Below are 25,847 nucleotides of genomic sequence, written 5' to 3' on the forward strand. Positions count from 1 at the left end.
CAATCCATATCCGGATTGCCTTTTTCATTATTTCTTATTAATCGTTACAGTCTCACTATATTTCGCTGTTGTATTTTGGCGTAGACGAAGTGTTGCTTGTCCAGTCGTATTTGGGTTGATTTGCACATTTACAATCTTCTCAGCAGAACCTAAGGTGTTTGTTGTGAAAGAAAATGCACTACTATATCCAAAAGTAGATGGCCAAGTACCATTTGAATTTTGAACTTTTGCTACTTGTGTACCACCAGTAGTGAAGATGCCTAAAGAGTAATTATTGTATGTTGTGTTTGGTAATAAGTTATTTACTTGAATTTTGATTTGGAACACTTCATTGTTTGGTAGAGTGCTAGGGTGTGTAACTACGTAGTCGTTTGCTGTTACAGCACCGTTATAACCGTATGAACCTGGTTTGAAAGTATTTGTATTAAACCATTGATAACCTGCATTTGGCGCACTCCAAGGTTCAGGTTGTGGCTCAGTTGATAAGATTGGTTGTTCAAATGATTGTAAAGTGGTAGGCAAATCAAGTTGTAAACCATTTACTTGATCTAAACTTGTAAATGTTTCTTTATTCGATAGCCAATTTACGATGTTTTCTAGTAAGATAGCATCGTTTTCTTCTTTATAGCCATCGTAAGTTTTCTTTGTTTGGCCAGAATCTTCACGAACGTATTTTGGCGATGCATCTTCAACAGGAGAAGAGTCACCGATAAAGGCAGCTTTTCCAAGTCCTACTTTAGCGATAGCGGCATAAGGTCCCTCTGCAACACCACCGCCGTTATAAACACCGCTATCAACAGCGTTATTCCATTTTGACGGGTTTTCTGGAAGATAAACAAGTCCTTTTGCTAGTTTTGGATTTGTAATTGCTAGAGTAGAACCAGCATGCATTGCTACAGATGAAACACCTTTTGTAATTCCGAATGATTGTTCAGGTGACACAATATTTTGAGCTGCAACATCACCGATTGCATTGTAGCGGAAGCGAATACCGAAGTTGTCAGATAGCCAATCAGAGCTTTCTACTCCTTGCATAGCTTGTGAATTTACTTCCTCAGCAGACATTCCTTTTGCAGGATTATCCCACGCACCGCGTCTATATCCATTAAATACTTCAGAAGAGTCCCAGCGATTTTTATTACGATCTGCATTATAATGGTCAGCGATAAAGAAAATACTTCCGCCATTTTTCACATATTGTAACATTGCATCTTGTTCAGATTTTTTGTAAGGAATATTAGCTTCTGGAACGATAAATACATTGTAGTCTTTTAAATCTTCGTACGTAATCGGCGTGGATTTACGAAGTTCTTTTACGTGATATCCGTTTTGGGCAATACCGTTTCCGAAGTCAGAAAAACCGCCATCAATAACCCAGTCAGCGGTCCCGGCAGTTTGACCGTGTGTATTATCGAATAAGACTTTCTTCCCACTATTTTGATTTACAACTTTTGCAGCAATTTCAGGAGCTGGGTCTACTGAGCTTTCCGCATAAGTAGACGGAATGAATGAAGCTCCTATACTTAGTGTAATTGCTGTTGCTAAAGAAAATGTAATCCATTTTTTATTCTTCATAGAAGAATCCCCCTAATAAACATATTTGCTTTAATAATGTAATCTATTTTTTGAGGGAAAGAAAGATAGAAAATATTAAATAGTGTAAAGATAGCGTTAATTTAATTGAGAAATATTTGTGTGAATAATGAAAAAATCCCTTCCTAGTAAATAGGAAGAGATTTTGGGCTTAACTAATTTTTGAATTAGGTGTTTCGTCAATTTTATGGAACCCTTTCATGTAATACACGATAGCTAAACCAATAAGCCAAATAGGACCAACAATCAATGCAATTCTTGTATCTTCTGAATACGCCATTATACCTAATACTAGTGCAAGGAAAGCGAGTGAGAAATATGAACTGAATGGATGTAAAGGCATTTTATATGTTAGCTTGTCCTTTTGATCAGTTTGCAATCCTTTACGGAATTTAATTTGAGCGATTAAAATGATGCCCCAAGTCCAAATCGCTCCGAAAGTTGAAATACTAGTGAGCCATGTAAATACTTTTGCGGGCACAAGATAGTTTAATATAACACCAACGAGTAAGACGGTAGCTGTTGCTACAATCCCTTGACTTGGAATGCCATTTTTATTTAAACGACCGAATCTTTCAGGAGCTTTTTTCTGCTGAGCTAATGTATATAGCATACGGCCTGTACTAAATAAACCACCATTACAAGAAGAAAGAGCTGCTGTTAATACGACAAAGTTAATAATTCCTGCTGCTTTTGCGATACCGATTTGCTGGAATGTTAATACGAATGGACTTCCTTTCTCACCAAGTTCGTTCCATGGATAAATTGCCATCATAACGAATAGAGCCCCAACGTAGAACAGTAATATTCTCCAAAATACGTTATCGATTGCTTTTGCGAGTGTTTTTTTCGGATTTTGTGCTTCACCCGCTGTAACCCCAATTAATTCAACCCCTAAATAAGCGAATAACACCATTTGCATGGAGAGTAGTAACCCGGAAAAACCATTTGGGAACCAGCCACCATGTGACCAAAGATTAGAAATGCCGGTAGCGATACCGCCGTTTCCGAATCCGAATAAAATAATACCAGCACCAACTAATATCATACAGATAATTGTGACAATTTTGATGAGAGCAAACCAAAATTCAAGTTCTCCAAATACTTTTACGGATAAAAAGTTGAAAGCACTCATTAATAATAGAGCGAGTAAAGCCCAAGTCCAGCGCGGAATATCAGGGAACCAGTATTGCATGTAAATGCCAGCTGCTGTAATTTCAGCCATACAAGTCACAACCCATAAGAACCAGTAGTTCCAACCGGTAATATAGCCAGCTAGCGGTCCAAGGTAATCATAAGCATATTTACTAAAAGAACCGGCAACAGGTTGTTCAATTGCCATTTCTCCGAGTGCTCGCATAATGAAAAAAATAACGAGTCCAGCAATCATATAGCCTAGTAGAATAGAAGGGCCAGCTAGCTTAATAGCAGAAGCGGATCCTAAAAATAGTCCAACGCCAATAGCTGAACCGAGTGACATTAAAGTAATATGTCGTTCTTTTAAACCTCGGTTTAAAGTTCCAGATTTGTTTGTTTGCTGCATAAGAAGAATCCCCCTTGTAGAGTGAACGATATTTGAATGCGTTTGCTAAATATTTAACTATTTCAAATTATAAAACATTTCTATCTGTTATGCTACAAAAATAAACATAGTTAACTGTACTACATCTATACTTGTCAGACTTAAACTTAAAATTCGAACTATTAGCGAATATATTGACTCTTCTTTTTATTGATTGTTAAGATTAAGTATTATATTTTCTCACATACTAGTAAGAAAAGAATGTGTGATAATAATTTAGATGTAGGAAGGGTACATAACCATGTTTCAATTACAAAAATATAACACTTCTGTGAAGCAAGAGCTTTTAGCTGGCATCACAACTTTTTTTACATTTGCGTATATTCTTGTCATCAATCCGAAAATATTATCTGATGCAGGTGTACCATTTGATCAAGCTTTTACGGCAACTATTATTGCGACGGTTGTAGGGACGCTATGTATGGCGTTTTTAGCTAACTATCCAATTGTTATTGCTCCAGCTATGGGAATGAATGCGTATTTTGCTTATTCTGTTGTTCAACAGGCAGAGGGGATTACATATGTCATTGCGTTTTCAGCAGTATTTGTAACAGGTATCATTTTTCTTTTATTATCATTCACTTCATTTAGGCAAAAGCTAATTGTCGCAATTCCTGACAGTTTAAAACATGCGATTGCAGGTGGGATTGGGTTATTTATTGCTTTTATTGGATTACGTCTATCTGGAATTATCGTTGATCATCCATCTAACTTAGTTACGATTGGTGACTTCCATTCTCCAGCCGTTATTTTAACTTTAATTGGTTTGATTTTAGCGGCGGTATTAATGGCATTGCGTGTGAGCGGTGCATTATTTATTAGTATGATTGTGACGGGAATTATCGCCTTCTTTACAGGGCAACTGAAGTTTACGGATAAAATTGTTGCGATGCCTCATTTACCAGAGGGAATTATCGTTTCAAATCCAATCAACGCCTTTTCAGATGTCATTGAATATGGATTATATGGCGTTGTATTTTCATTTTTACTTGTACTGTTATTTGATACAACAGGTGCATTACTCGGTTTAATTAAACAAGCAGGTTTAATTACAGATAATACAGAGAAACGTTTTGGTAAAGCGTTTATTGCGGATGCAATTGGCGGGACTACAGGCTCTATCTTTGGGACAAGCCCAACAGCAGCGACGATTGAATCGTCAGCTGGTATTGCTGCAGGTGGTAAAACAGGATTAACAGGTATTGTAGTAGTTGGCCTAACGGTTATAACGGCATTCTTCAGCCCTGTTATTGCTTCTTTATCAAGTGTAGCCGCTATTACAGCTCCTTCATTAATTATTGTAGGTAGTTTAATGGCGCAAAGTCTTCGTGATATTAATTGGAATGAATTTGATGATGCATTACCAGCATTTTTAATCTTCGTTGGTATTCCGTTAACGTCTAGTATTGCGAATGGAATTGCAATTGGATTTTTAGTGTATCCAGTCTTAAAAATTGTGAAAGGAAAAGGTATGGAAGTACATCCGTTACTATACTTATTTACAATTTTATTTGGATGTCATTTATTCATATAATATAGATATAGGAGAGGGAGCTTCTTATGAGAGGCTCTTTTTTTGTGTATAATAAAGTGAAACTATAATCAGTGGGGGCAGTTAATTTCCCGCCGAACTATTTTGCTCTAGCCGAATATTGAAGTAGGGATGTTCCTGCTTATAAATAGCGAGATAAAGTGAAATTATAGTCAATTAAGTAAAATATAAATTACATAATGGAATATATATGTTACAATAAGGATAGAGGAGGAACATGAATGGCTGTAAGCAAAATAAAAGTCGCGCGTGTTCAGTTAGATTTAACACAGCAACAATTAGCAGAAAAAGTAGGCGTTACAAGGCAAACGATTAGTTTAATTGAGAAGGGGAAATACAACCCGTCTTTAGATTTATGTTTGAAAATTTGTTATGCGGTAGACAAAACATTGAATGATTTATTTTGGGAGGAAGAGAAGTGAGGGGATGAGAATGGTGAAAGATGAACGTTTAATGATTGAGGGGCTAAAACATATTAGACTCGTTTTCATCTTACAAAATATCGTCATACTAGGTATTGTGTTTTATCGCTATGTTTTGCAAGATGCAGGATATGAAAGTGTTTCAGATTTATTAATGGTATTTATGGTCGGGATAATAGTTATCAACTTTTTAAACTTAAAAAACTCGGTGGAAGTGTATGAGCATACAGGGGGAGTATCTCGTAGTTATTTTAGGAAGCTATTATTCATTCCAGTAGGTATTGTTATTGGGATTTTAGCTATTTGTATCATTGTAACACCGGATATTTCGATAAAAGAAATTAGTATAACAGGACTTATTATGTTTGCTAGTTTTTTAGTTCCTAGTTTGTTTATATACATATATATGAAAAGAATAAAAAGTGAAGATTGAAATATAAGAAAAGCTTTCCGATATTGCGGAAAGCTTTTCTTATATTTTTTTATATAGTACTTTATGAAGGCCAATCGGTTCAATTTCAAAGATTTCACCATATTCCTGGAAGCCTAAGCGCTTGTAATAGTCAGCTACAGTAATGCGGCCATTACACCATAATATATTTGCTTGGCGTTCTTGCAAGACTTGCTCCGCCTTCTGAATTAAGGAGCTTCCAGCACGTTTGTTTCGAAATTCAGGTAATGTGGCCATTCCTCTTAGACGATAATGAACACCTGCTAGTAAGTCAGGATATATTTCTTTTGAGAAGGAAGCGATACTAATCAGTTCATCGTTTATAAATGCACCTAAGTGGAAGGTGTCTGTTTCATAGTCGGAAGGGTATTTACAATCTGCTAATGTTTGATTCGGGCGTAAAATTTTTTGACGTAATACGTAAGTTTCAGATCCATCAATGTTTTTCACGGTAATCATATGAACATCCTTTCTTATAAGGCGTTTTCTGTTAATTGTATAAAGAAATAGGCAGGTGCGGCGAAAAGTCCGAGTATGCTAGCAGTTCCGAGAAGGAGTGAAAGTAAGAGGCAAGAGTATTTTATTCCATTCGATTTTTTCCATCCGTAACTGCAAATTTCAATGCTAACACCGATGAGAATAATGGCAATGAGTATTTCCGCTAATAATAAAAGAGCTAAAGTTACAATAGACATAATGTGATCCATCCCCATAATATGTGATAGTAACATTTTACCATATGAAATGAAAAAAATGCCCCTCAATTATGTGAGGGGCATTTTCTATTCTAATATGTTTTTCAACGTATCAATATGTTCTTTTGAACCTGTGACAAGCAATGTATCACCGTGCTGTAGTCTCGTATCACCATGCGGAATTAATGCTTTATTCCCGCGATAAATTTGAATGACTAGTACATCGCCTAAAAACGGAAGGCGGCGAAGTGCCACGCCGTTATATTTATTGCTTCGTAGTTCAACTTCACGGACTGTTTCGTTTGCTGTTGTAATTAAGCGAACGAGACTTGGTTTATCAATAAGTGCACGTAATAGAATGCGTGTAGAGTTAATTGTTGAGAATACAGCGATATGTTCTTGCGTTGCTTTTTCTTGTAGAAGAGGATCTTCTACACTTGCAATAACATGTTCAACACCTAGTTCTTTTGCGTGTTCTGCTAATAATAAGTTTTGCTCATCATCACTTGTTGCAACAACAACGCGGTCTGCGTTAAATGCTGTTTGTTCAGTTAATGATGCGATCGTGATGTCATCTAATTTTACGATAGGGAAGTCATGTGATTTCGCTTCCTCATCATTTATTTTATTTTGACGCATCATATAAAGTGTTACGTCATAATCTTCTCGTTTTAAATCAAGTGATAACGGAAGGGTAATTCTGCTCGCACCAATAATAGAAACTTTTGGTTTTGGTGTTTCTACTTTCGGGAACATTTTTTTAAATAATATAGGTGCAAAAATACAAGTAATAACTGCGCTTAAAATCAGCGAAGCAGATAAACTTGGACTGATGATTCCTAGTTTTTCACCAATTTGTGCAGCTGCAATAACTAAAGAAAGTGTCGATGTTAATAAGATGGCACTTCCTAGTACGATATTACGTGGATACCATTTTCGTAAAACGAGTGATGGTAACAATTTTGAGATAAAGAGTCCTACAATTAAAATTGGGATCATTAGCATACTAGAAGGTTCTTTAAAAATAGACCAAACCTCTAAGTTTACGCCAACCATCACGAAGAAAATAGGAATGAAGAAACCGTAGCCGATGGAATCAAGCTTTTCAACCATATCTTCATTTGGTGATAATAACGATACAAGTACACCTGCTAAGAAGGCACCTAAAATATTTTCAGCTCCAACAGATTCAGATAACCCAACTAATATTAAGATGAGTGCAAAAACAGCTCGTGTATCAATTTGTACACTACCAGCTTTTAAGCTATCTAAGTATGGAATGTTTTTAAAGCGTTTTGCAACGAAGTAAATAACAATACCAGCGCCGAATAGAAGAAGAAGGAGCCACATACTTTGGCCGCTTTCGGAATTTAATCCGACGAATACAGCAAGTAAAATCATTGTAACTAAATCTGCAATAACAGCGACTAATAAAATGATTTGTCCGATTGCCGTTTTTCCTAAGTTATTTTCTTTTAATGTTGGTACAACAACACCTAAAGAAATAGTTGAAATAATTAAAGTCATAAACATTGCATTATCTACGAATCCTAGCCATACGAATAGTAATGATAGGGCATAAGATAAGATGAAAATAAATAAGAAGATAATGCTTGCTGCTTGGAATGTGTTTGGTTCGTTTGTCGTATTCTTTTTCCCTTTTTGTTTAAAGATAGAAAAATCAATTTCTAAACCGCTTAAGAACATTAAGAAGATAAATCCTAGTGTCGATAAGACTTGAAGCCACATATCTGGCTCAATAATATTAAACCCACTTTTACCTACAAAGATTCCTGCGATGATTTCTGCAACAACGACAGGAAGTGCTTTTAATTTAAAGCGTTGTAACAAAAGGGGAACGAAAAACGCGATTGCAACGACAACCATAAGTGATAGAACAGAAGTGTGATGTTCCATTGCGTTCTCTCCCTTCAAATAAATATAGTACTTATTTAGCCATATAATAGGTAGAAAAGCAACGCATATGGATTCGATTTCATAAAGAAAGAGTTTTCTTAACATTTGTCATAATAAGTATATTTTTCATGATTCTGTTGTTAATTCCGTAAAGTGGATGTAATAGGGGAGGGAATAAAAAAAGACTGCTGAGAAACCTCAGCAGTCTTTTCATGTACATTACATTGAGAAGAAGATCCATACAGTTAAACCAACTGTTGCTGTTGCAACGAAGAAACTGTATATCATAGTAAGAATTTGAACTCTTCCTTCTCCTTCTTTTAAATGCATGAACATAATTAATTGTAACAACGCTTGCGCAACAGCCATTACGATAATAGTTGTTAAGATCGTTGAAAGTGGCAGGTTTGTATAAAGTGCCACATATAACGCTAGAAACGTTAGTGCAAGCGATAAAATAAATCCGAAAACGTGTGACCAAGGGAATCCGCTATGTGCGTGCCCGTTTGCTTGGTTGTTATTTTGACCCATTTACGCCACCATCCCGTTCAAGTAAACTAGTGTGTAAATAAAGACCCAAACAAGATCAAGGAAATGCCAGTATAAGCTGATAATGAATACTTTACGAGCTGTAACTGGTGTTAAACCTCGTTTTAAAATTTGGATAATAACACAAATTGCCCAAATGATACCGCCTGTTACGTGGGCTCCGTGCGTTCCAAGAAGAACGAAGAATGCAGATAGGAAAGCACTTGTTTGAATTGTTGCGCCTTCACCGATGTACAAAATGAACTCTTCGATTTCAAAGAATAGGAAACCTGCACCTAAAAGTAATGTAAGGATGAACCATCCAAGCATTGCTTTTTGATTGTGCTTACGCATTTCGTGAATTACGATACCACATGTGAAACTACTTGTTAAAAGTAGTAATGTTTGAATTAAAAGCGTTTTAAGTTCAAACAGTTGTGCTGGTGTTGGGCCATCTGCCGTACGACCAGCAAGTACTAGATAAGAGGCGAAAAGTGTTGCGAACAGCATAATTTCAGCCCCAAGAAAAATCCAGAATCCTAGGATATTCAATCTGCTTTGCTCGGATTGATATTCCAAAGGTAAGCTTTTATCTAAAGCCGCCATATCATTTCACCTCTCATGCTACATGTTCTGATTTTTTAATTTCATCAACACTGATATAGTAACCGTCATCGTAATCGAATGAACGATAGATTAAGCAAGCTAAAATACCAACGCCGCCGATTGCTGCAAGCCAGAACCAGCTAAATACTAATGCGAAACCTGCAAGACCGAAGAATAAAGACGCAATAATAGGCACACCAGAGTTACTTGGCATGTGAATTGGTTTAATATCTTCTGCTGCTGGTGTAACTGTTTCTCCGCGTTTTTTCATGTACCAGAAAGCATCAGCTTCTTTGATTTCAGGAAGTTGCGCGAAGTTGTAATGTTGTACAGGAGATTGAGTTGCCCATTCAAGTGTACGGCCATCCCATGGATCTCCAGTTGTGTCACGTTCACCGTGACGAGCACTCCAAATTACGTTGTAACAAAGAAGTAGGAAACCAATACCCATCATTACCGCACCAACAGATGCGATTTGGTTTAGCCATCCCCATCCAAGACTTTCAGAGTAAGTGTACATACGACGAGTCATACCGTCTAAACCTAAGAAGTACATTGGGAAGAAACAGATGTTGAATCCGCTCATAAAGATCCAGAATGTCCATTTACCTAGGCGTTCATTTAACATATGACCAGTCATTTTTGGATACCAGAATGTGAATCCAGCAAGCATAGCAAATACTGTACCTGCGATTAATACGTAGTGGAAGTGAGCGATTAGGAAGTAGCTGTTATGGTACTGATAATCAGCTGCTGCCATACCAAGCATAACCCCTGTAACCCCACCGACTACGAAGTTTGGAATAAATGCCAATGACCAAAGCATTGGAACTGTAAAACGAATACGTCCTTTATACAGTGTAAACAACCAGTTAAAGATCTTAACACCGGTTGGAATCGAAATCGCCATTGTCGAAATCGAGAAGAATGAGTTAACCGCTGGACCTGCACCCATCGTGAAGAAGTGGTGAAGCCATACGACGAAACTTAGTAAAGAAATTGCAACCATTGAGTATACCATCGCACTGTAACCGAATAGACGTTTACGTGAGAATGTACTAATGATTTCAGAGAAAATACCGAATGCCGGTAAAATAACGATATATACTTCAGGGTGACCCCATACCCAGAATAGGTTGGCCCATAACATCGGCATACCGCCGCTCGCCATCGTAAAGAAGTGAGCATCGAATAGACGGTCAAATGTCATTAATGCAAGAGCAACTGTTAATACTGGGAAAGCGAAAATAATGATAATTGTTGTAATTAAGATTGACCAAGTAAACATTGGCATTCTCATTAAAGTCATACCAGGTGTACGCATTTTTAAGATAGTAACTAGGAAGTTAATACCTGTCATTAACGTACCGAGACCTGAAATCTGTAATGCAATTGCGTAGTAGTTATTTCCTACACCAGAAGTAAACTCTGTACCTGCCATTGGGAAGTAAGAAGTCCACCCAGCGTCTGGAGAACCACCGATTACGAAAGCGATGTTGAATAACATTGCTCCGACAAAGAATAACCAGAAACTTAAAGCATTTAAGAACGGATATGCAACGTCACGAGCCCCAATTTGTAATGGTACTACAAGGTTCATTAATCCCATAACGAATGGCATCGCCATGAAAAGAATCATAACTGTACCGTGTGTTGTGAAGATTCCGTTATAGTGTTCAGCGTTTAAATAAGTTGTTTCTGGGAATGTTAACTGTGCACGGATCATTAAACCGTCCATACCACCACGGAATAACATAATAACCGCAGAGATAATATACATGGCCCCAATCTTTTTATGGTCAACAGTTGTTAACCATTCGTCCCAAAGCCATTTCCATTTTTTATACTTTGTTAGTACGAAAATGATTGCTAATGTCACAAGAACGATAGAAGCGTCTGCACCGTAAATAATCGGGTCACCTGTGACAAAGAATTCATCAAGCTTCACTGTGTTCACTCCAATCTGTTGGAATTATAGCTATTATTTTTTGTTTTTGTAGTAGTTGTAATCACAATATTCAAGTGATTTTGGATCTACATAACTTAAGTGATGGCTAGAGAATGTCATACGACCAACTACACCAGGTTTAACAATTTCGTTGTACTTATCTTCTGTTAGTTTAGGAGCAGTTTGTTGTACTTCTTTAACCCACTTGTCATATTTCTCTTTAGTTTTTGCTTCAACTTCGAACTCCATATGAGTAAATCCTTCACCAGAGAAGTTCGCGCTACGACCTAGGTAAGAACCTGGCTTATCAGCTTGTAAATAAAGGTCCATAATCATGCCATCCATTGTGTACTTCATACCACCAAGTTCTGGTACCCAGAAAGCATTCATTGGGCCGACAGAAGTCAGTTTGAATTGAATTGGTACACCAGCTGGGATGTTTAAATAGTTAACGGTTTCAATTTTTTCCTCTGGGTAACTGAATAACCATTTCCAGTTTGCAGATGTAACATAAATCTCCACTGGTTTAATATGTTTGGACTCTTTCGGAACCTCTTCCGAAGCATAAGTTGCTTTTACTGTTGGAATCGATAATGCGATAACGATAATAACAGGAACAAGCGTCCAAATGATTTCTAATAATGTGTTACCGTGTTGTTCAGGTGGCTCATAGTCCATATTCTCTGGTTTTTCACGATAACGAATCAAGATGACTGTAAACAAGATGAATACAATTGCGATAATTAATGACATAAGCAAGAATGACCAAACAATTAAATCATACTGTGCTTTTGCAACAGGTCCTTGCGGATTTAATACTGCGAGTTTCTTATCACAGCCACCGAGGAACAGAAGTAATGATAACGGAAGAAGCGAAGCCAGCTTCCAAAACGTTTTCTTTAGTTGCACGATTGAAAATCTCCTTTCTCCTTGGATTGAAACTATGCCAATAAAACAATATAAACCTATTAATTTATAGATGGCAATAGTTTTTGTGATATTGTTAAAAAATAGACACAAATGCACACTTTTTAAGGTGAATATCATTTGTAACTTGATTACATTGTAAACTATTTTCCAGAGAAAAACGTGATTGTGAAAATTTTAAGATAAATAAAGTTATACCAAGATATCCAAGAAATAGAAAAAAGCTATCTTATCATAAGAAAGATAGCTGAATATTTTGTATATTTAGTTTACTTCTTTTTTTAGGTGTATTTGTTGTTCAAATGTGACAACTTTTTTATATTTTAATTGGTATAAAATGTAACAAAAGATCATAAATGGAATGCCGCAATAAAGAGCAATTCTCTGATCTGGGATGAAAGCTAAACTAACAAATGTAATGAAGTTGAGTGAGAATGCTGCGATTGGAACGATTGGATAAAGCGGTGTGCGATATTTTAAATCGTTAATGTCTCCGCCGTTTTTTAAGAAGTTTCTACGGAAGAAAAACTGTGAAGCCGCGATTGACATCCAAACTACGACAGCGGCCATAGCTGCAATAGATGTTAAAACTAAAAAGACAGTATCTGCCGCAAATATACTTGTTAATAGAGACAAACTTGCAAAGAGTAGACTGAAAATTAATGCGTTTAGTGGCACACCTTTTTTCGTTAACTTTGTAAAAGCTGGACTTGCCATTCCTTGCTTTGCCATCGCCCAAAGCATACGAGAATTTGCGTATAGACCAGAGTTGGCTACGGATAATACCGCTGTAATAATAACAAAGTTCATAATGTCAGCTGCATATGGAACACCAGCCACATCAAATACAAGCACAAATGGACTTTCGACTAGATTAGCCTCTTGCCATGGGAGTAAACCTACAACAACTGCTATTGCTAGGACGAAGAAGAAGAGAGTTCGCCAAATGGTATTTTTAATCGCTTTTGGGATTGTTTTTTCAGGGTTTTCACTTTCTCCTGAAGCAATTCCGATTAATTCTGTTCCTTGGAAGGAGTAATTTACTGTAATCATCGTAAGAAGAACAGCTAATGCACCATTTGGAAATAATCCACCATTTTCAGTGAAATTGTGAAGCATTGGCGCTGGTTTTCCGTTAAAATCTAGTAGACCGAACATAACTGCACCACCGAGTGCGATGAAAATAACAATGGTCGCGACTTTTACACTTGCGAACCAAAATTCTGCTTCTGCATATGCCTTTGCTGATAATGCGTTTACAAGAAAGAGTGCAACTGCAAATGTAACACACCAAATCCAAGAAGAAACGTCTGGAAACCAACGTTTCATTAAAATACTTACAGTTGTTAACTCTACCCCAACTGTAACAGCCCAATTTAACCAATACATCCAACCGACAACAAATCCAAAACCAGGTGAAATAAATTTGCTTGCATAGCTTTGGAATGAACCTGCTTCTGGCATAGCAACGGATAATTCACCAAGACATAACATCGTTAAATACATAACAAATCCACCGACTAAAAATGCAAGAATAGCACCGCCAGGACCGGCATTATGGACGATTTGACCAGATCCCATAAATAGGCCAGTTCCAATAACGCCACCAAGTGCAATCATAAATAGATGTCTACTTTTCATTGTTCGTTTTAAATCTGTTTGTTCTACTTGTTGATTCATATGCCCCTCACCTCGTTATTTTCTTGTATGTATGAATTGATTTTCATTCCGAGTTTTTAATCATTAGTGGGGGATGTGACACATACTCGGTTTATTTATTATGAAATGAATGGAGTATGTAAAAATGCGAACTATGACTAAATACTTTAAGAATATTTTTATTAACAAGGTGATATCTTCACTATGTTAATTATTTTGATTTTAGCAAAAATATTCAGAAAAGTATATCGTTTTTTCTTTTTATTAAAAATAATTAGAATTTTATAACGATGAAAGTGTGAACAATAATTCACAGAATCTTTCTAGCAAACTAGTAAGAAGAAAGGTACAATGATAAGAGGTATGTCTGTAAAATAATAATTAATGGAGTTTTGTTTAAAATGAAAAAGTTAAAATATCTTTTTGTTTTTGGAATTATATTTGCTGCCGCGTTTTTTATAGGAAAAGATAAAATTATACAAAAGGCGCAAGTGTTCCGTTTAGAGTTTCTATCTGAAATGAAAGAAGCGACTATGATTGAAAATGTTCCGTTTATAAAACAGTTACCAGAATTACCTCGTGGATGTGAAGTTACAAGTTTGGCTATGTTGCTACAATACAAAGGTATACAAGTAGATAAGATGCAACTTGCTAGCGAGATTCATCGTGTTCCATTTGAACAAAATGGTTTACGTGGAAATCCTTATGAGGGATTCGTTGGAAATATTTATACGAAGACCGAGCCAGGATATGGTGTATATAATCAACCCATTTTTAATTTAGCAGAAAAATATATTCCTGGAAAAGTAGTTAATTTAACAGGTAGAGACGTGCAAGATATGTATAAAGTAGTTAGTTCTGGGTCGCCAGTATGGGTCATTATTAATACAACGTTTAAACCACTAGCTGAGAGTAGTTTTGAAACATGGAATACAAGCTCTGGCGAAGTGAAAATTACATATTTTGAGCATAGTGTAGTAGTAATTGGATATGATCAAAACTTTGTGTATGTAAATGATCCGCTTAAAAATAATCCGCGTTTGGCTGTTCCGCGTGCAGAGTTTGAGAGAGCTTGGGAGCAAATGGGGAAACAAGCAATCACTATTTTATAATAATGAAAAAGTCATCTTTTTGATGGCTTTTTATTTTTAGTTCTTAGTGATAGAAAATTCAGAAGATTCTTTTAAAAGTTAACAATTCACGTTATAATAACATTTAACTTAGTGAAGAAGGGATGAAGAGAAATGGATGTCGCAAAGGAACTTGTTTTATTAAAGAATCAGTTGATTGAGTGGAGAAGGCATTTTCATAAGTATCCAGAGTTATCTTTTCAAGAAGAAAAAACATCACAGTTTGTATTCAATATACTTCGGGAAATCCCACATTTAGAAGTGTCAAGACCTACTAAATATAGTGTAATGGCAAGGTTAATTGGTAAACAGCCTGGTAAAACCATCGCGGTCCGTGCTGACATGGATGCTCTTCCTATTCACGAAGAAAATGAGTTTGATTTTATTTCCACATATTCAGGTGTGATGCATGCATGTGGCCATGATGGACATATAGCGATATTACTTGGGGTTGTACATAAGTTAGTAGAGGAAAGAGAGAAGATTAAAGGGGAGATTCGTTTTCTCTTTCAACATGCAGAAGAAAACTTTCCTGGCGGTGCAGAGGAAATGGTTGCAGCGGGTGTAATGGAAGGTGTGGATTATATTATTGGTGCTCACCTTTGGGCATCGTTACAGGTTGGTAAAATAGGTGTAATTTATGGTGCTGCAATGGCTGCCCCGGATGTTTTTAAAATTACGATAGAAGGAAAAGGTGGACATGCTGGAATCCCTCATGAAACAGTTGATAGTATTGCAATCGGTACACAAGTTGTTGCGCAACTTCAGCAAGTTGTATCTCGCCTCACAGATCCGTTAGATTCCCTTGTAGTATCTGTTACGCAATTTCACGCTGGGACAACACATAATGTGATTCCAGAACAAGCGGAGATTGAGGGGACAGTGCGGAGTTTAAGACATGAGTTGCGAGAAGTAACAGAGAAAAGGATTGAACGGATTGTGAAGCATGTGACGGAAGCTTACGGGGCGAAATATAAGTTTTCTTATGAATATGGATATCGACCGGTAGTAAATGATTATGAAGTTACAGAGGTTATTGAGCAAACGGCATTACAGCTTTATGGAAGGGAACGCGTTACTCGTTTACAGCCGACGATGGCTGGGGAAGACTTTTCAGCGTTTTTACAAAAGGCGCCAGGGACATTCTTTTTTATCGGTGCAGGAAATAAGGAGAAAGGAATTATATATCCTCACCATCACCCTCGTTTTACGATTGATGAAGATGCATTACCGATTGGAGTGGAAGTCTTTGTATCATCCATTATGAATTTTATAAGTAAAGGAGAATGAGATGAAGAAAATACACGTAGTAGCGCTTATTCCAGTTTTTTGTTTAGTTATTGGACCAGTATTTGCTAATTCAGTTACTCCTTACGTATTAGGGATGCCATTTTTATTATTTTGGGTATTATTATCGGTGCTCATTACGTCTCTTTGTATGGGGCTCGTTTATATATTTGATCCTGCTAATAAGGGGGATGTGAAATGACCGCATTACTTATCATTATTTTATTTTTGTTTCTCGCACTATTTTTAGGGATTCGGGCACAACATGGAAAAGATATGAATTTAGAGCAATGGTCAGTTGGTGGAAGAGGATTTGGCACTATTTTTGTTTTTCTTCTAATGGCAGGTGAAATTTATACGACGTTCACATTTTTAGGCGGAAGTGGATGGGCTTATAGTAAAGGAGCGCCTACGTTCTATATTTTAGGTTATGGTGCATTAGCTTATATTTTATCTTACTTTTTATTGCCGCCAGTTTGGAAGTATGCGAAAGAGCATAATCTTGTTTCACAGCCAGATTTTTTTGTGAAGAAATATAAGAGTCAGACACTTGGCATTATCGTTTCTATCATTGGGGTTATTTCAATTATCCCCTACCTTGTTTTACAGTTAAAAGGGTTGGGGATTATCGTTTCGGAAGCCTCTTACGGAAGGGTATCACCGGTTATTGCAGTTTGGATTGGTGCAATTGTCATAACGATATATGTAATGGTTTCAGGCATACACGGATCTGCTTGGACAGCCGCTTTGAAGGATATTATGATCCTGTTTATCGTTATGTTTTTAGGTATATATTTACCGTACCATTATTACGGAGGATTTCAGCCGATGTTTGAAGCGGTAGAAGCAGCGAAACCAGGCTTTTTATCTTTACCTGATGAAGGAATGAGCATTTCTTGGTTTGTTTCTACTATTGTATTAACAGCTCTCGGTTTCTATATGTGGCCCCATACATTTGCTTCGGCTTTCTCTGCAAAAAATGAAAAAGTATTTCGTAAAAATGCGGCCATTATGCCACTCTATTCTTTAGTCTTACTTTTCGTATTCTTTGCAGGTTTTGCTGCTATACTGCAAGTGCCTGGATTAAAGGGAGGGGATGTAGATCTTTCGTTATTCCGTCTCGCTCTTCAAACTTTTGATCCGTGGTTTATTGGGATTATTGGTAGTGCTGGGGTTTTAACCGCATTAGTTCCGGGTTCCATGCTTGTTATGGCGGCATCTACTTTGTTAGCAAAAAACATTTACCGAACAATGGTCCCATCTGCTTCAGATAGACAAGTTGCGAAAGTTGCAAAATTATTTGTGCCTGTAGTAACACTTGTTGCAGTATTGTTTACATTTAAAGGTGGAGAAACAATAGGGGCACTTCTTTTAATGGGGTATAGTATAGTAACGCAACTTTTCCCGGCCCTTGTATGTAGTTTGTTTCCACGTCAAGTTATTACGAAGCAAGGTGCAATTGCAGGAATGTGCATGGGGTTGTTAGTGGTCGCATATATTACTTTATCTGGTTCAACTATAGCTACTATGTTTCCGGGTTTTCCTCAATATATAAAAGATTTAAATGTAGGTATAGTCGCATTGTTAATGAATATGATTGTAATGTTTATCGTTAGCGGATTCACGAAAAATGTATCTATACAAACAGACAATATAATAGTAGGAAAGTAATCTGTGAGCTAGAGCTATCTTTGAAAAGAGATAGCTCTTTTTTGTATATATTTTCTTCTATTAGCGGAATCTAACTAAAAACTTGTTGAAAAGGAAGTTAGGTGGGGGACTTGTTAGAGCTAAAAGGTAACTTATTTGAAGTTATGAAAGAAATTAGGGATGAGTTAGGTTCGCCTAATGATTTAACAATTAGGGAGGTTGCCCTTGCTGGTAGTTTTACACGCTGTGCTGTTATTTTTTTATGTGGGTTAACAGATAAGGATAATGTTTATAAATATGTAGTTCGTACACTCCAATATGAAGAAGTACAAAAAGAAGCAGCTGTCGTTCAGACGTTATTAGATCGTTTTATTTCTATTGCGGAAGTTGGTAAGAAGACAACGTTTCCGGATATTATAAATGCGATTTTAGCGGGAGATACGGTTATATTAATTGATAATATTCAAACCGCTATCGTGATTAATAGTAGAGCGTGGGAAAAAAGAAGTTTAGAACCGCCGGTAACAGAAGATTTAATCCGTGGACCAAGAGTTGGGTTAAATGAAGATATTAATGTGAATAAAATGTTAATTCGTCGTAGTTTACGTGACCCAAAGCTGAGATTCCAATCTTATATTATGGGGAAGAGATCCCAAAAAGAAGTGACGTTAGTATATATAGAAGACATTATTAATCCTTACATTGTAAAAGAGCTAGATCGGCGTCTTCAATCAATAGAGACAGATGTCGTTTTTGAGACTGGTACGATTGAGCAATTAATTCAAGATAATAATTTGTCACCGTTTCCGCAGTTTTTGAATACGGAAAGGCCTGATAATATTGTGGCCTCATTAGCGAAAGGAAAGGCAGCTATTTTGGTGGATGGATCACCGTTTGCCCTTATAGCTCCGCTAGTATTTGTTGATATTTTTCAATCTGTGGAAGATCATTATGAGCGTTGGGTAATTGGGACTTTATTAAGAATTTTGCGGATGGGTTCTGGTATAATTGCGATTTTAATGCCAGCGATGTATGTGGCGCTCGTCTCATATCACCAAGGGCTTATTCCTTCTAAATTGGCTTATTCAATTGCTGGGGCAAGAGAAGGGGTTCCGTTTCCTGCATATATTGAAACGTTAATGATGGCATTAACGATGGAGCTAATACGAGAAGCAGGAATTAGGTTGCCGAAACCGATGGGGCAAACAATTGGGATTGTAGGTGGCCTTGTAATTGGAGAAGCAGCGGTGAACGCAGGAATTGTAAATCCTTTTTTAGTTATTATTATTGCGGTTACAGCTATTGCTACCTTTTCTCTCCCTGTATATAGCATTACGATTACGTTTCGTATTTTACTTTTCGTCTTTGTATTAGCAGCGACTGCTTTTGGTTTGTATGGGATTATTTTAGCGCTTATTGCGCTTGCTGTTCATATTACAAATTTAACAAGCGTTGGTGTACCGTATACAACTCCAATCGCTCCTGCATTTTATAAAGATTGGAAAGAAGAGTTTATTCGTATGCCGAAATCGATGTTGAAAGATAGACCAGAATATTTACAAACGAAAGATTCTACAATACGTCCAAAGGAGCGAAAATAATTGAAACCATTTGAGTATGGCGATGAAGAGATTGGATCTCGGGAAATTGGGTTTGCGGTATCATCGACCATTATTGGTATAGGAGCATTGTCTATGCCACGAGATATTGCTAATCAAACTTTATTTTCGGACGGTTGGATTATTTTACTTTTGGGTGGATTAGTATGTGCAGTTTTAGGTTGGTTTGTAACGAGGGTAGCTATTTTATTCCCGAAACAAAACTTTGTTCAATATACAAGTGCGCATTTGACGAAGCCTGTTGCATACACAATTAGTAGTATTTTAGTATTGACGTTTGCTGCTTTGACAGCATATGAATCGCGAATGATTTCAATTATTTCTCAAACATATTTATTTAGTGAGACACCGATACAACTACTGTCTTTCTTCTTCTTACTAGTTGTTATTTACGGAATAGCAGGATCAAGAGCGGCTTTATTAAGGTTAAATGTTCTATTTTTACCTATTGTTTTAATTGCGATAGTGCTTCTTTCTTTATTGAATATAAATTTAATGGAAATAAATAATTTATTTCCAGCTTTTCAAACGGAAGTAAGTCAGTACGCTGTTGGGGTTAAAAATTCTATATTCACATTTATTGGATTTGAGGTAGCTCTGTTTTATGCTGTGTTGTTGAATGATAAGACAGCGAAAAAGGCACCAATGGCAGTTGCAAAAGCCGTGATAGTAAATGTGCTCTCATATATTTTAATTTATGTAACTTGTATTAGTGTTTTTACGTATATGACAACTCGTGGATTGACATATCCAACAATTGAATTAGGGAAAGAGATTGAAATTGGTGGAGGTTTTTTAGAAAGGTTCGATGCAATTTTTTTTACGACTTGGATTATTACTATTTATAACACTACAGCAATGTACTATGACGTCGCATCTTTATTGTTTTGTGCCATGTTTCCGAAAGTGAAGAAACATATTTTTATTTTCGGAAGCGCGCCTATAATTTTTATGTTGAATATGCTCCCTGGTAATTTAGATACGTTATCAAGTTATGGAACATATTTAGCCTGGATAGATATGGGGTTTGTCGTGTTAGCTCCTTTGTTAGTTTTTATTGTATATAAAATAAAAAGAAGGAATGGTAGAAATGAAAAACCTTCTTAAAATTATAATGGTTATGGTTTTAGCTGGATTTATAAGTGGGTGTTCTGAACTGGAAGAAATAGAAGAAAGAGGATTTGTAGTAGGCGCAGCTTACGATATTGTGAAGAAAAAGAAATCAAATCCGATTATGAAAGGGACGTATCAGATGGTACTTCCCAGTAAGTTAGCACAACAAGGTGGACAGGGCGATGGAGATAGTGAAAATTATATTAACGTAAGTGCGAAAGCAGATAGCGTCTTTGAGCAAATAAGAATAATTGCTAAAAAAATTAGTCGAACATTATTTTTTCCGCATATACAAGTCATTATTTTTTCGGATGAATTACTAGCGAATCCGTATGTTTTGCAAAATACGTTAGATGTATATTTTCGTGATCATGAAATGAGAAGAAATATTCGTTTGTTCGTTTCCAAGAAAAATGCAGAATCTATTTTAAAACAGAGCGCCAAACCTGAAAACTTACCGGCGCAGTACATTGATATGTTAGCTGAACATCCTCCGAAAAACGCTCAAATGATTGAGGCGGCGAGAATTGGTGAGGTACAAGGGAAAATGATCGCGGATCGAAGTTTTGCATTACCTCTCTTAGGATTAACTAAACAAGGGGTACAAATGGAAGGAGCGGCATTGATCCGTGGAAAGGATAATAAGTGCGTTGGAACTTTGAGTGGAGAACAAACATTAGGAATGAACTATGTAATAGGTAAAAAAATTGGAGGTTTCTTTACTGTTCGTAAAAAGAATCAGCTCATTACATATGAAATTCATAAGTTGCGCCGAAAGATCCAGGTGTCTACTGAAAATGCTACAAAACCGAAGTTTGATATTCAATTGTCCACAGAAGGCATATTAGCTGAGTTACATTTTAATGAACCGAAACAAGTGATGAATGAAAAGCTTTTAAAGAAAGAGATTTCAAAGGAAATGAAGAAGCGTATTGAAAAGTCTATACAGCTTGTTCAAAAAAAATATAAGGTAGATGTATTGGAATTAGGAGAGGCATATAAGAGGCATAATTATAAAGAGTGGAAGAAAATTAGTAAGAATTGGGATCAAGGTCAGAATTATTTTAGTAATGCTGAAATTAATGTTCATGTTAATCCGACAATTGAACATTCAGGCTCAGCTTTACCGAAGAAAGTGAAATAAGGTGATGGAAATTGTTTACTGGATTAGGAATTAGTTGCACGATATTAATGGCGGCTCTTCCGGGAGCCATATACTTTATTCATAAGAAACTCACAATGTATGGAGCGCAGCCTTGGAATACTGATGCGCAAAAAAAGAAACCTGAATGATTTTCAGGTTTCTTTCGCGCAAAGCAAATGTGAAGGGGGATACCTTCTATGTATGCTTTGCTTTATACAAGCCCTAACCAATGTACCAATTGTGTAGAGAGGAATGTCACAACAATGGCGATAACGGTAGGGATTGCAAACGATAAGAATGTCCATTTGGCACTTTTTGTTTCTTTATATATGTTAACCAGTGTTGTTCCACATGGGAAATGAAGAAGTGAGAACAACATTGTGTTTAACGCTGTTAACCAAGTCCAACCGTTTTCTAAGAATAGATTTTTAATTTGGTTAAAATCATCTATTTCAGTTAAAGCTCCGGTTGATAAATAAGACATTAGTAAAATTGGGATAACAATTTCATTCGCCGGTAGTCCAAGAATGAACGCAGCTAAAATAAAACCGTCAAGTCCTAACATTTTAGCAAAGGGATCTAGGAAGTTTACAAAATACATAAGTAAGCTTGTGTCACCGATAAAAATATTAGCTAGTAACCAAGTTAATGCAGCCGCAGGGGCAGCAACAACGACAGCTCGCTTTAAAACGTAGACTGATTTATCAAGTGTTGCACGTACAATTGTATTCCAAACTTTTGGCTTGCGGTACGGTGGTAACTCAAGTGTGTAGTGAGTTGGAACACCTTTTAAAGCTGTTTTTGATAGTACCCAAGAAACAGTTAATGTCATAATAACACCAATTACAACCATCCCAACTACAACACCAGCAGTAACTAATGTTTGCATACTACCTGTATAACCAGCAGCCATAAATAATGAAGCCATTAAAATTAACATCGGCCAGCGACCGTTACAAGGAACGAAGTTGTTTGTTAAGATTGCAAGCATACGTTCACGTGGTGATTCAATAATACGCGTTGACATGATGGCTGCTGCGTTACAACCAAAGCCCATTGCCATTGTTAAAGATTGTTTGCCATGTGCACCAGAGCGTTTAAATAAGCGGTCCATATTAAATGCAACGCGTGGTAAGTATCCGTAGTTTTCTAATAGTGCGAACATCGGGAAAAAGATGGCCATAGGTGGTAACATAACGCTAATAACAGCACCGATACCACGGAATAAACCGAGTATTAAAATACCATGTAACCATTCAGGTGCATGCGCAGCTTGGAACCAAGATGTTAAATATCCTTCGGCCCATCCGAAAAACTCAGCAATCATATCAGACGGTACGTTAGCACCAGCGATTGTAAGATAAAAAATGATAGATAAAATACCGAGCATAATTGGGAATCCCCAGATTGGAGATGTGAAAATTTTATCTAGTTTTTCGGAACGATACAATTTATCAGTATTTGTATATTGAACAGATTCTTTACATATGCTTGCAGATGTTCGGTAAATATCTCCGACAATGTCATCTCGTATATCTTCTTTTGAAAGTGTTTGTGCATGTTGAATAATATAGTCCAATGGAAGAGCTTTACTGGCTGAGTGAGATTCCATTTATTACGACCTCCCTTACAAGTGGTTCGTTATGATATTTTTGAAGTGTAGTTAAGAAATTTTTATCTCCATCTAATATACGTAACGCAATCCAACGTGCTGGATACATATCACCGAACACTTTATAAATTTGTGGTTCTAATTCCTGAATCATACTTTCGATTTTTTCGCTGTAAGAAATTTTAATTGGTGTTGGAATTAGCTTTTTATTTGCTACTTTAGCAATGACGCTTAGTAAATGCCCAATACCAACTCGGTTTCGGGCTGAAATTTTAACTACCGGTACACCAAGTGATTTCGCTAATTTCTTTTCATCAATAACGATGCCTTTTTTCTCCGCTTCATCAATTAAATTAATACAAATGACTACATTGCTTGTCATTTCCATCACTTGGAGTGCTAAATTTAAATTTCTTTCCATTGCAGTTGCATCAATAACAACTACAGTTACTTCTGGCTTTTCAAATATAATATAATCTCTTGCTACTTCTTCATCCGCAGAATTTGAATATAGTGAGTAAGTTCCAGGTAAATCTATTAATGTATATTTACTTCCGTTATGTTCATATTCCCCTTCAGCTTTTAAAACAGTTTTTCCCGTCCAGTTTCCAGTGTGTTGTTTTAAGCCTGTTAAAGTATTAAATAATGTACTTTTCCCGGTGTTCGGGTTGCCAGCTAAAGCAATGCGATGTTTGCTCATCTGAAATCATCTCCTATTAATACCCCGAAAATAAGGGAACTTTCTTCCTTACGTAGTGCAATAGTTGTATTGCTTACTTGATAAGCGACCGGATCTCCAAGTGGACTGCGCTGTAATACTTTAATCGTTGCGCCAGGGATAAATCCTAAATCTAATAAACGTCGTTTCATAGTTCCTTCTAATTGTATCTTCTCAATCTGTACAAACTCTCCTGTCTTAAATTCGGAAAGTGGTTTTGTATTAGCCGATACCATAAAAGTTACCTCATCTCTATATTGTTAGTTTAAGTTTAAAAAGTTTCCTTAGGTAAACTTTTTGTTAGTAATATAGTAGACTACATTGGATGATGCTGTCAATTGGTACTTTAAAAATATTCATTTATTTTTAGAATTGTTCCAATTTATTTAGTTGTACTAAAAAATATTACTGAAATTCTGTTTAATGTAAATAAAATAAGAGTGTAAAAATTGAAAAATACAATGGATTTGTAAATGTATTTTTAACTAAAAGGGGAAAAGAGTGAAAAACATTTACATTGAATTTACATTGTTAAGACTAAATTTACATTACTGCTTAATTAGTGTGGATTTTGTTGGATTCTTTAACTATAAATGTTGGGATTCCTAGCTTTTAAAGAGTATTATCGTCATTTACTTAAAATTAAAAATTGCTTAACACTCACATAATATTGTTGTCCTACAATGAATTTGTGTTCGAAAGAAAATGAATTCGAAAAGCGATAATCCAAATGGGGGTACAAGACATGGTTATGAAAAAAGGTATTAAATTTTCTTTAGCAGCTTTAGTGGTGGCAGGAGCGTTAGTTGGATGTGGGAAAGCGGAAGATACAGCTAGTAAAGAAACTGCTAAAGGAAGCGATAATACAAAACAAGAATTATCAGGTACGATTGCAGCAGCTGGTTCTACAGCTCTTCTACCTCTTGCGGAGGAAGCTGGAAAGAAATTCATGGAGAAAAATTCAAAAGTTTCTATTCAAGTACAAGGTGGCGGTAGTGGAACTGGGATTAACCAAGTAGCATCGGGTGCAGTACAAATTGGTAATTCAGATGTTCCATCAGGAGATAAAATAAAAGATGCTGAAAAAGCGAAAGAATTAGTAGATAACAAGGTTGCGGGTATTGCATTCGCACTTGTCGTAAATAAAGATGTAAAAGTTGATAACTTAACAGTGCAACAAGTACAAGATATCTTCACTGGAAAAGTAACAAACTGGAAAGAGGTAGGCGGGAAAGATGAAAAAATCAACGTAATTAACCGTCCGGCTTCATCTGGTACACGTGCTACATTTGAAAAGACAGTTATGAAAGAAGCAAAGATTAATGATGGAACTGGTACGACACAAGATTCTAACGGTGCAGTAGAGCAAGCGATTAACTCTACTCCAGGTTCAGTAAGTTATTTAGCGATGTCTTACATGGTTGGCGACAAAAAAGGTGCACTACAAACAGTGAAAATTGATGGTGCTGAACCAAAAGTTGAAAACATTTCGTCTGGTAAATATCCATTCTGGTCTTACGAGTACATGGTAACAAAAGGTGAAGCGAAAGAAGCAACGAAAGCTTACATTGATTATGTAAAAGGTAAAGACTTTGAAAAGCAAGTAGAAGATATGGGTTACATCCCAATGTCTAAATTAAATAAGTAATAAAGTTTATGGGGCTGGCTGCAAGGCCAGTCCTGTTCATTTCAAT

General features: G+C 36.4%; 25 protein-coding genes. 12 read left to right on the top strand and 13 right to left on the bottom strand.

The genetic code is table 11. From position 1 onward, the window contains the following. Positions 1-27 precede the first annotated feature (27 nt). Both FS742_RS25005 and FS742_RS25010 read right to left on the bottom strand, forming a co-directional pair. Positions 28-1,575 (bottom strand): DNA-binding protein, encoded by a 1,548-nt coding sequence (locus tag FS742_RS25005; RefSeq protein ID WP_144615843.1) that lies wholly within the window; start codon positions 1,573-1,575, stop codon positions 28-30. Between the two features lie 169 nt (positions 1,576-1,744). Beyond that, the gene (locus tag FS742_RS25010) at positions 1,745-3,136 is read right to left on the bottom strand and encodes an amino acid permease (protein ID WP_144615845.1); all 1,392 of its coding nucleotides are present in this window, start codon (positions 3,134-3,136) and stop codon (positions 1,745-1,747) included. 280 nt (positions 3,137-3,416) lie between these two features. On the opposite strand from FS742_RS25010, the gene FS742_RS25015 reads away from it, so the two are divergent. The 3 genes from FS742_RS25015 (at position 3,417) to FS742_RS25025 (ending at position 5,582) form a co-directional block, all read left to right on the top strand. Further along, positions 3,417-4,709 carry an NCS2 family permease gene (locus FS742_RS25015; protein ID WP_144615847.1) on the top strand — a complete coding sequence of 431 codons (1,293 nt, stop codon included), beginning with the start codon at positions 3,417-3,419 and terminating at the stop codon, positions 4,707-4,709. 239 nt (positions 4,710-4,948) lie between these two features. Further along, positions 4,949-5,149 (top strand): helix-turn-helix transcriptional regulator, encoded by a 201-nt coding sequence (locus tag FS742_RS25020; protein ID WP_144615849.1) that lies wholly within the window; start codon positions 4,949-4,951, stop codon positions 5,147-5,149. Between the two features lie 4 nt (positions 5,150-5,153). After that, positions 5,154-5,582, top strand: coding sequence for a hypothetical protein (locus tag FS742_RS25025; protein ID WP_144615851.1), 429 nt, complete (start codon positions 5,154-5,156; stop codon positions 5,580-5,582). A gap of 39 nt (positions 5,583-5,621) precedes the next feature. On the opposite strand, the gene FS742_RS25030 is transcribed toward FS742_RS25025, so the two are convergent. The 8 genes from FS742_RS25030 to FS742_RS25065 all read right to left on the bottom strand — a co-directional run bounded on the left by FS742_RS25030 (position 5,622) and on the right by FS742_RS25065 (position 13,901). Then, positions 5,622-6,059: a GNAT family N-acetyltransferase gene (locus FS742_RS25030; RefSeq protein ID WP_144615853.1), complete on the bottom strand. Its 438-nt coding sequence runs from the start codon at positions 6,057-6,059 to the stop codon at positions 5,622-5,624. 14 nt (positions 6,060-6,073) lie between these two features. Beyond that, complete coding sequence (locus tag FS742_RS25035) at positions 6,074-6,331, bottom strand: DUF4022 family protein (RefSeq protein WP_144615855.1); 258 nt, start codon at positions 6,329-6,331, stop codon at positions 6,074-6,076. Positions 6,332-6,382: 51 nt separating this feature from the next. Beyond that, the gene (locus tag FS742_RS25040; protein ID WP_144615857.1) at positions 6,383-8,212 is read right to left on the bottom strand and encodes a monovalent cation:proton antiporter family protein; all 1,830 of its coding nucleotides are present in this window, start codon (positions 8,210-8,212) and stop codon (positions 6,383-6,385) included. A 219-nt stretch (positions 8,213-8,431) separates the two neighbouring features. Beyond that, complete coding sequence (gene qoxD, locus FS742_RS25045; protein ID WP_000531382.1) at positions 8,432-8,743, bottom strand: cytochrome aa3 quinol oxidase subunit IV; 312 nt, start codon at positions 8,741-8,743, stop codon at positions 8,432-8,434. Beyond that, positions 8,744-9,346, bottom strand: coding sequence for a cytochrome aa3 quinol oxidase subunit III (qoxC, locus tag FS742_RS25050; protein ID WP_048527847.1), 603 nt, complete (start codon positions 9,344-9,346; stop codon positions 8,744-8,746). Between the two features lie 13 nt (positions 9,347-9,359). Then, complete coding sequence (gene qoxB / locus FS742_RS25055) at positions 9,360-11,294, bottom strand: cytochrome aa3 quinol oxidase subunit I (RefSeq protein ID WP_048527848.1); 1,935 nt, start codon at positions 11,292-11,294, stop codon at positions 9,360-9,362. Between the two features lie 33 nt (positions 11,295-11,327). Further along, positions 11,328-12,203: a cytochrome aa3 quinol oxidase subunit II gene (locus FS742_RS25060; protein ID WP_048527849.1), complete on the bottom strand. Its 876-nt coding sequence runs from the start codon at positions 12,201-12,203 to the stop codon at positions 11,328-11,330. Positions 12,204-12,485: 282 nt separating this feature from the next. After that, entirely contained in the window at positions 12,486-13,901 is a 1,416-nt protein-coding gene (locus FS742_RS25065; protein ID WP_144615859.1) for an amino acid permease, read from the bottom strand. A gap of 380 nt (positions 13,902-14,281) precedes the next feature. Here FS742_RS25065 and FS742_RS25070 point away from each other — a divergent pair, with 380 nt between their 5' ends. The 8 genes from FS742_RS25070 to FS742_RS27735 all read left to right on the top strand — a co-directional run bounded on the left by FS742_RS25070 (position 14,282) and on the right by FS742_RS27735 (position 21,972). After that, positions 14,282-14,992 carry a C39 family peptidase gene (locus tag FS742_RS25070; protein WP_144615861.1) on the top strand — a complete coding sequence of 237 codons (711 nt, stop codon included), beginning with the start codon at positions 14,282-14,284 and terminating at the stop codon, positions 14,990-14,992. Positions 14,993-15,124: 132 nt separating this feature from the next. Then, positions 15,125-16,300 carry an amidohydrolase gene (locus tag FS742_RS25075; RefSeq protein WP_144615863.1) on the top strand — a complete coding sequence of 392 codons (1,176 nt, stop codon included), beginning with the start codon at positions 15,125-15,127 and terminating at the stop codon, positions 16,298-16,300. Between the two features lies 1 nt (position 16,301). Beyond that, positions 16,302-16,499, top strand: coding sequence for a DUF3311 domain-containing protein (locus tag FS742_RS25080; protein ID WP_144615865.1), 198 nt, complete (start codon positions 16,302-16,304; stop codon positions 16,497-16,499). Further along, positions 16,496-17,968: a sodium:solute symporter family protein gene (locus FS742_RS25085; protein WP_144615867.1), complete on the top strand. Its 1,473-nt coding sequence runs from the start codon at positions 16,496-16,498 to the stop codon at positions 17,966-17,968. The genes FS742_RS25080 and FS742_RS25085 overlap by 4 nt, the downstream gene beginning before the upstream one ends. 101 nt (positions 17,969-18,069) lie before the next feature. Continuing rightward, entirely contained in the window at positions 18,070-19,548 is a 1,479-nt protein-coding gene (gene gerLA / locus FS742_RS25090; protein WP_144615868.1) for a spore germination protein GerLA, read from the top strand. Then, positions 19,549-20,673: a spore germination protein GerLB gene (gene gerLB / locus FS742_RS25095; RefSeq protein WP_144615870.1), complete on the top strand. Its 1,125-nt coding sequence runs from the start codon at positions 19,549-19,551 to the stop codon at positions 20,671-20,673. Beyond that, positions 20,657-21,823, top strand: a complete 1,167-nt coding sequence (gene gerLC / locus FS742_RS25100) for a spore germination protein GerLC (protein ID WP_144615872.1) — start codon at positions 20,657-20,659, stop codon at positions 21,821-21,823. Before gerLB ends, gerLC begins: the two co-directional genes overlap by 17 nt. 11 nt (positions 21,824-21,834) lie before the next feature. Continuing rightward, positions 21,835-21,972: a hypothetical protein gene (locus FS742_RS27735; protein ID WP_186327215.1), complete on the top strand. Its 138-nt coding sequence runs from the start codon at positions 21,835-21,837 to the stop codon at positions 21,970-21,972. Positions 21,973-22,034: 62 nt separating this feature from the next. On the opposite strand, the gene FS742_RS25105 is transcribed toward FS742_RS27735, so the two are convergent. Genes FS742_RS25105 through FS742_RS25115 form a run of 3 tightly spaced genes read right to left on the bottom strand, consistent with a single transcriptional unit; the run spans position 22,035 to position 24,389 of the window. Next, positions 22,035-23,435 carry a nucleoside recognition domain-containing protein gene (locus FS742_RS25105; protein ID WP_144615874.1) on the bottom strand — a complete coding sequence of 467 codons (1,401 nt, stop codon included), beginning with the start codon at positions 23,433-23,435 and terminating at the stop codon, positions 22,035-22,037. Next, positions 23,413-24,135, bottom strand: coding sequence for a FeoB small GTPase domain-containing protein (locus FS742_RS25110; protein ID WP_144615876.1), 723 nt, complete (start codon positions 24,133-24,135; stop codon positions 23,413-23,415). The genes FS742_RS25105 and FS742_RS25110 overlap by 23 nt, the downstream gene beginning before the upstream one ends. Beyond that, positions 24,132-24,389, bottom strand: coding sequence for a FeoA family protein (locus FS742_RS25115; protein ID WP_000252989.1), 258 nt, complete (start codon positions 24,387-24,389; stop codon positions 24,132-24,134). Before FS742_RS25115 ends, FS742_RS25110 begins: the two co-directional genes overlap by 4 nt. A 509-nt stretch (positions 24,390-24,898) precedes the next feature. Between FS742_RS25115 and FS742_RS25120 the strand changes: the two genes are divergently transcribed. Beyond that, positions 24,899-25,801, top strand: a complete 903-nt coding sequence (locus tag FS742_RS25120) for a phosphate ABC transporter substrate-binding protein PstS family protein (protein WP_000245105.1) — start codon at positions 24,899-24,901, stop codon at positions 25,799-25,801. The last annotated feature ends 46 nt before the right edge of the window (positions 25,802-25,847 follow it).

This window comes from Bacillus cereus, assembly GCF_007678085.1.
GTDB lineage: Bacteria > Bacillota > Bacilli > Bacillales > Bacillaceae_G > Bacillus_A > Bacillus_A cereus_BE.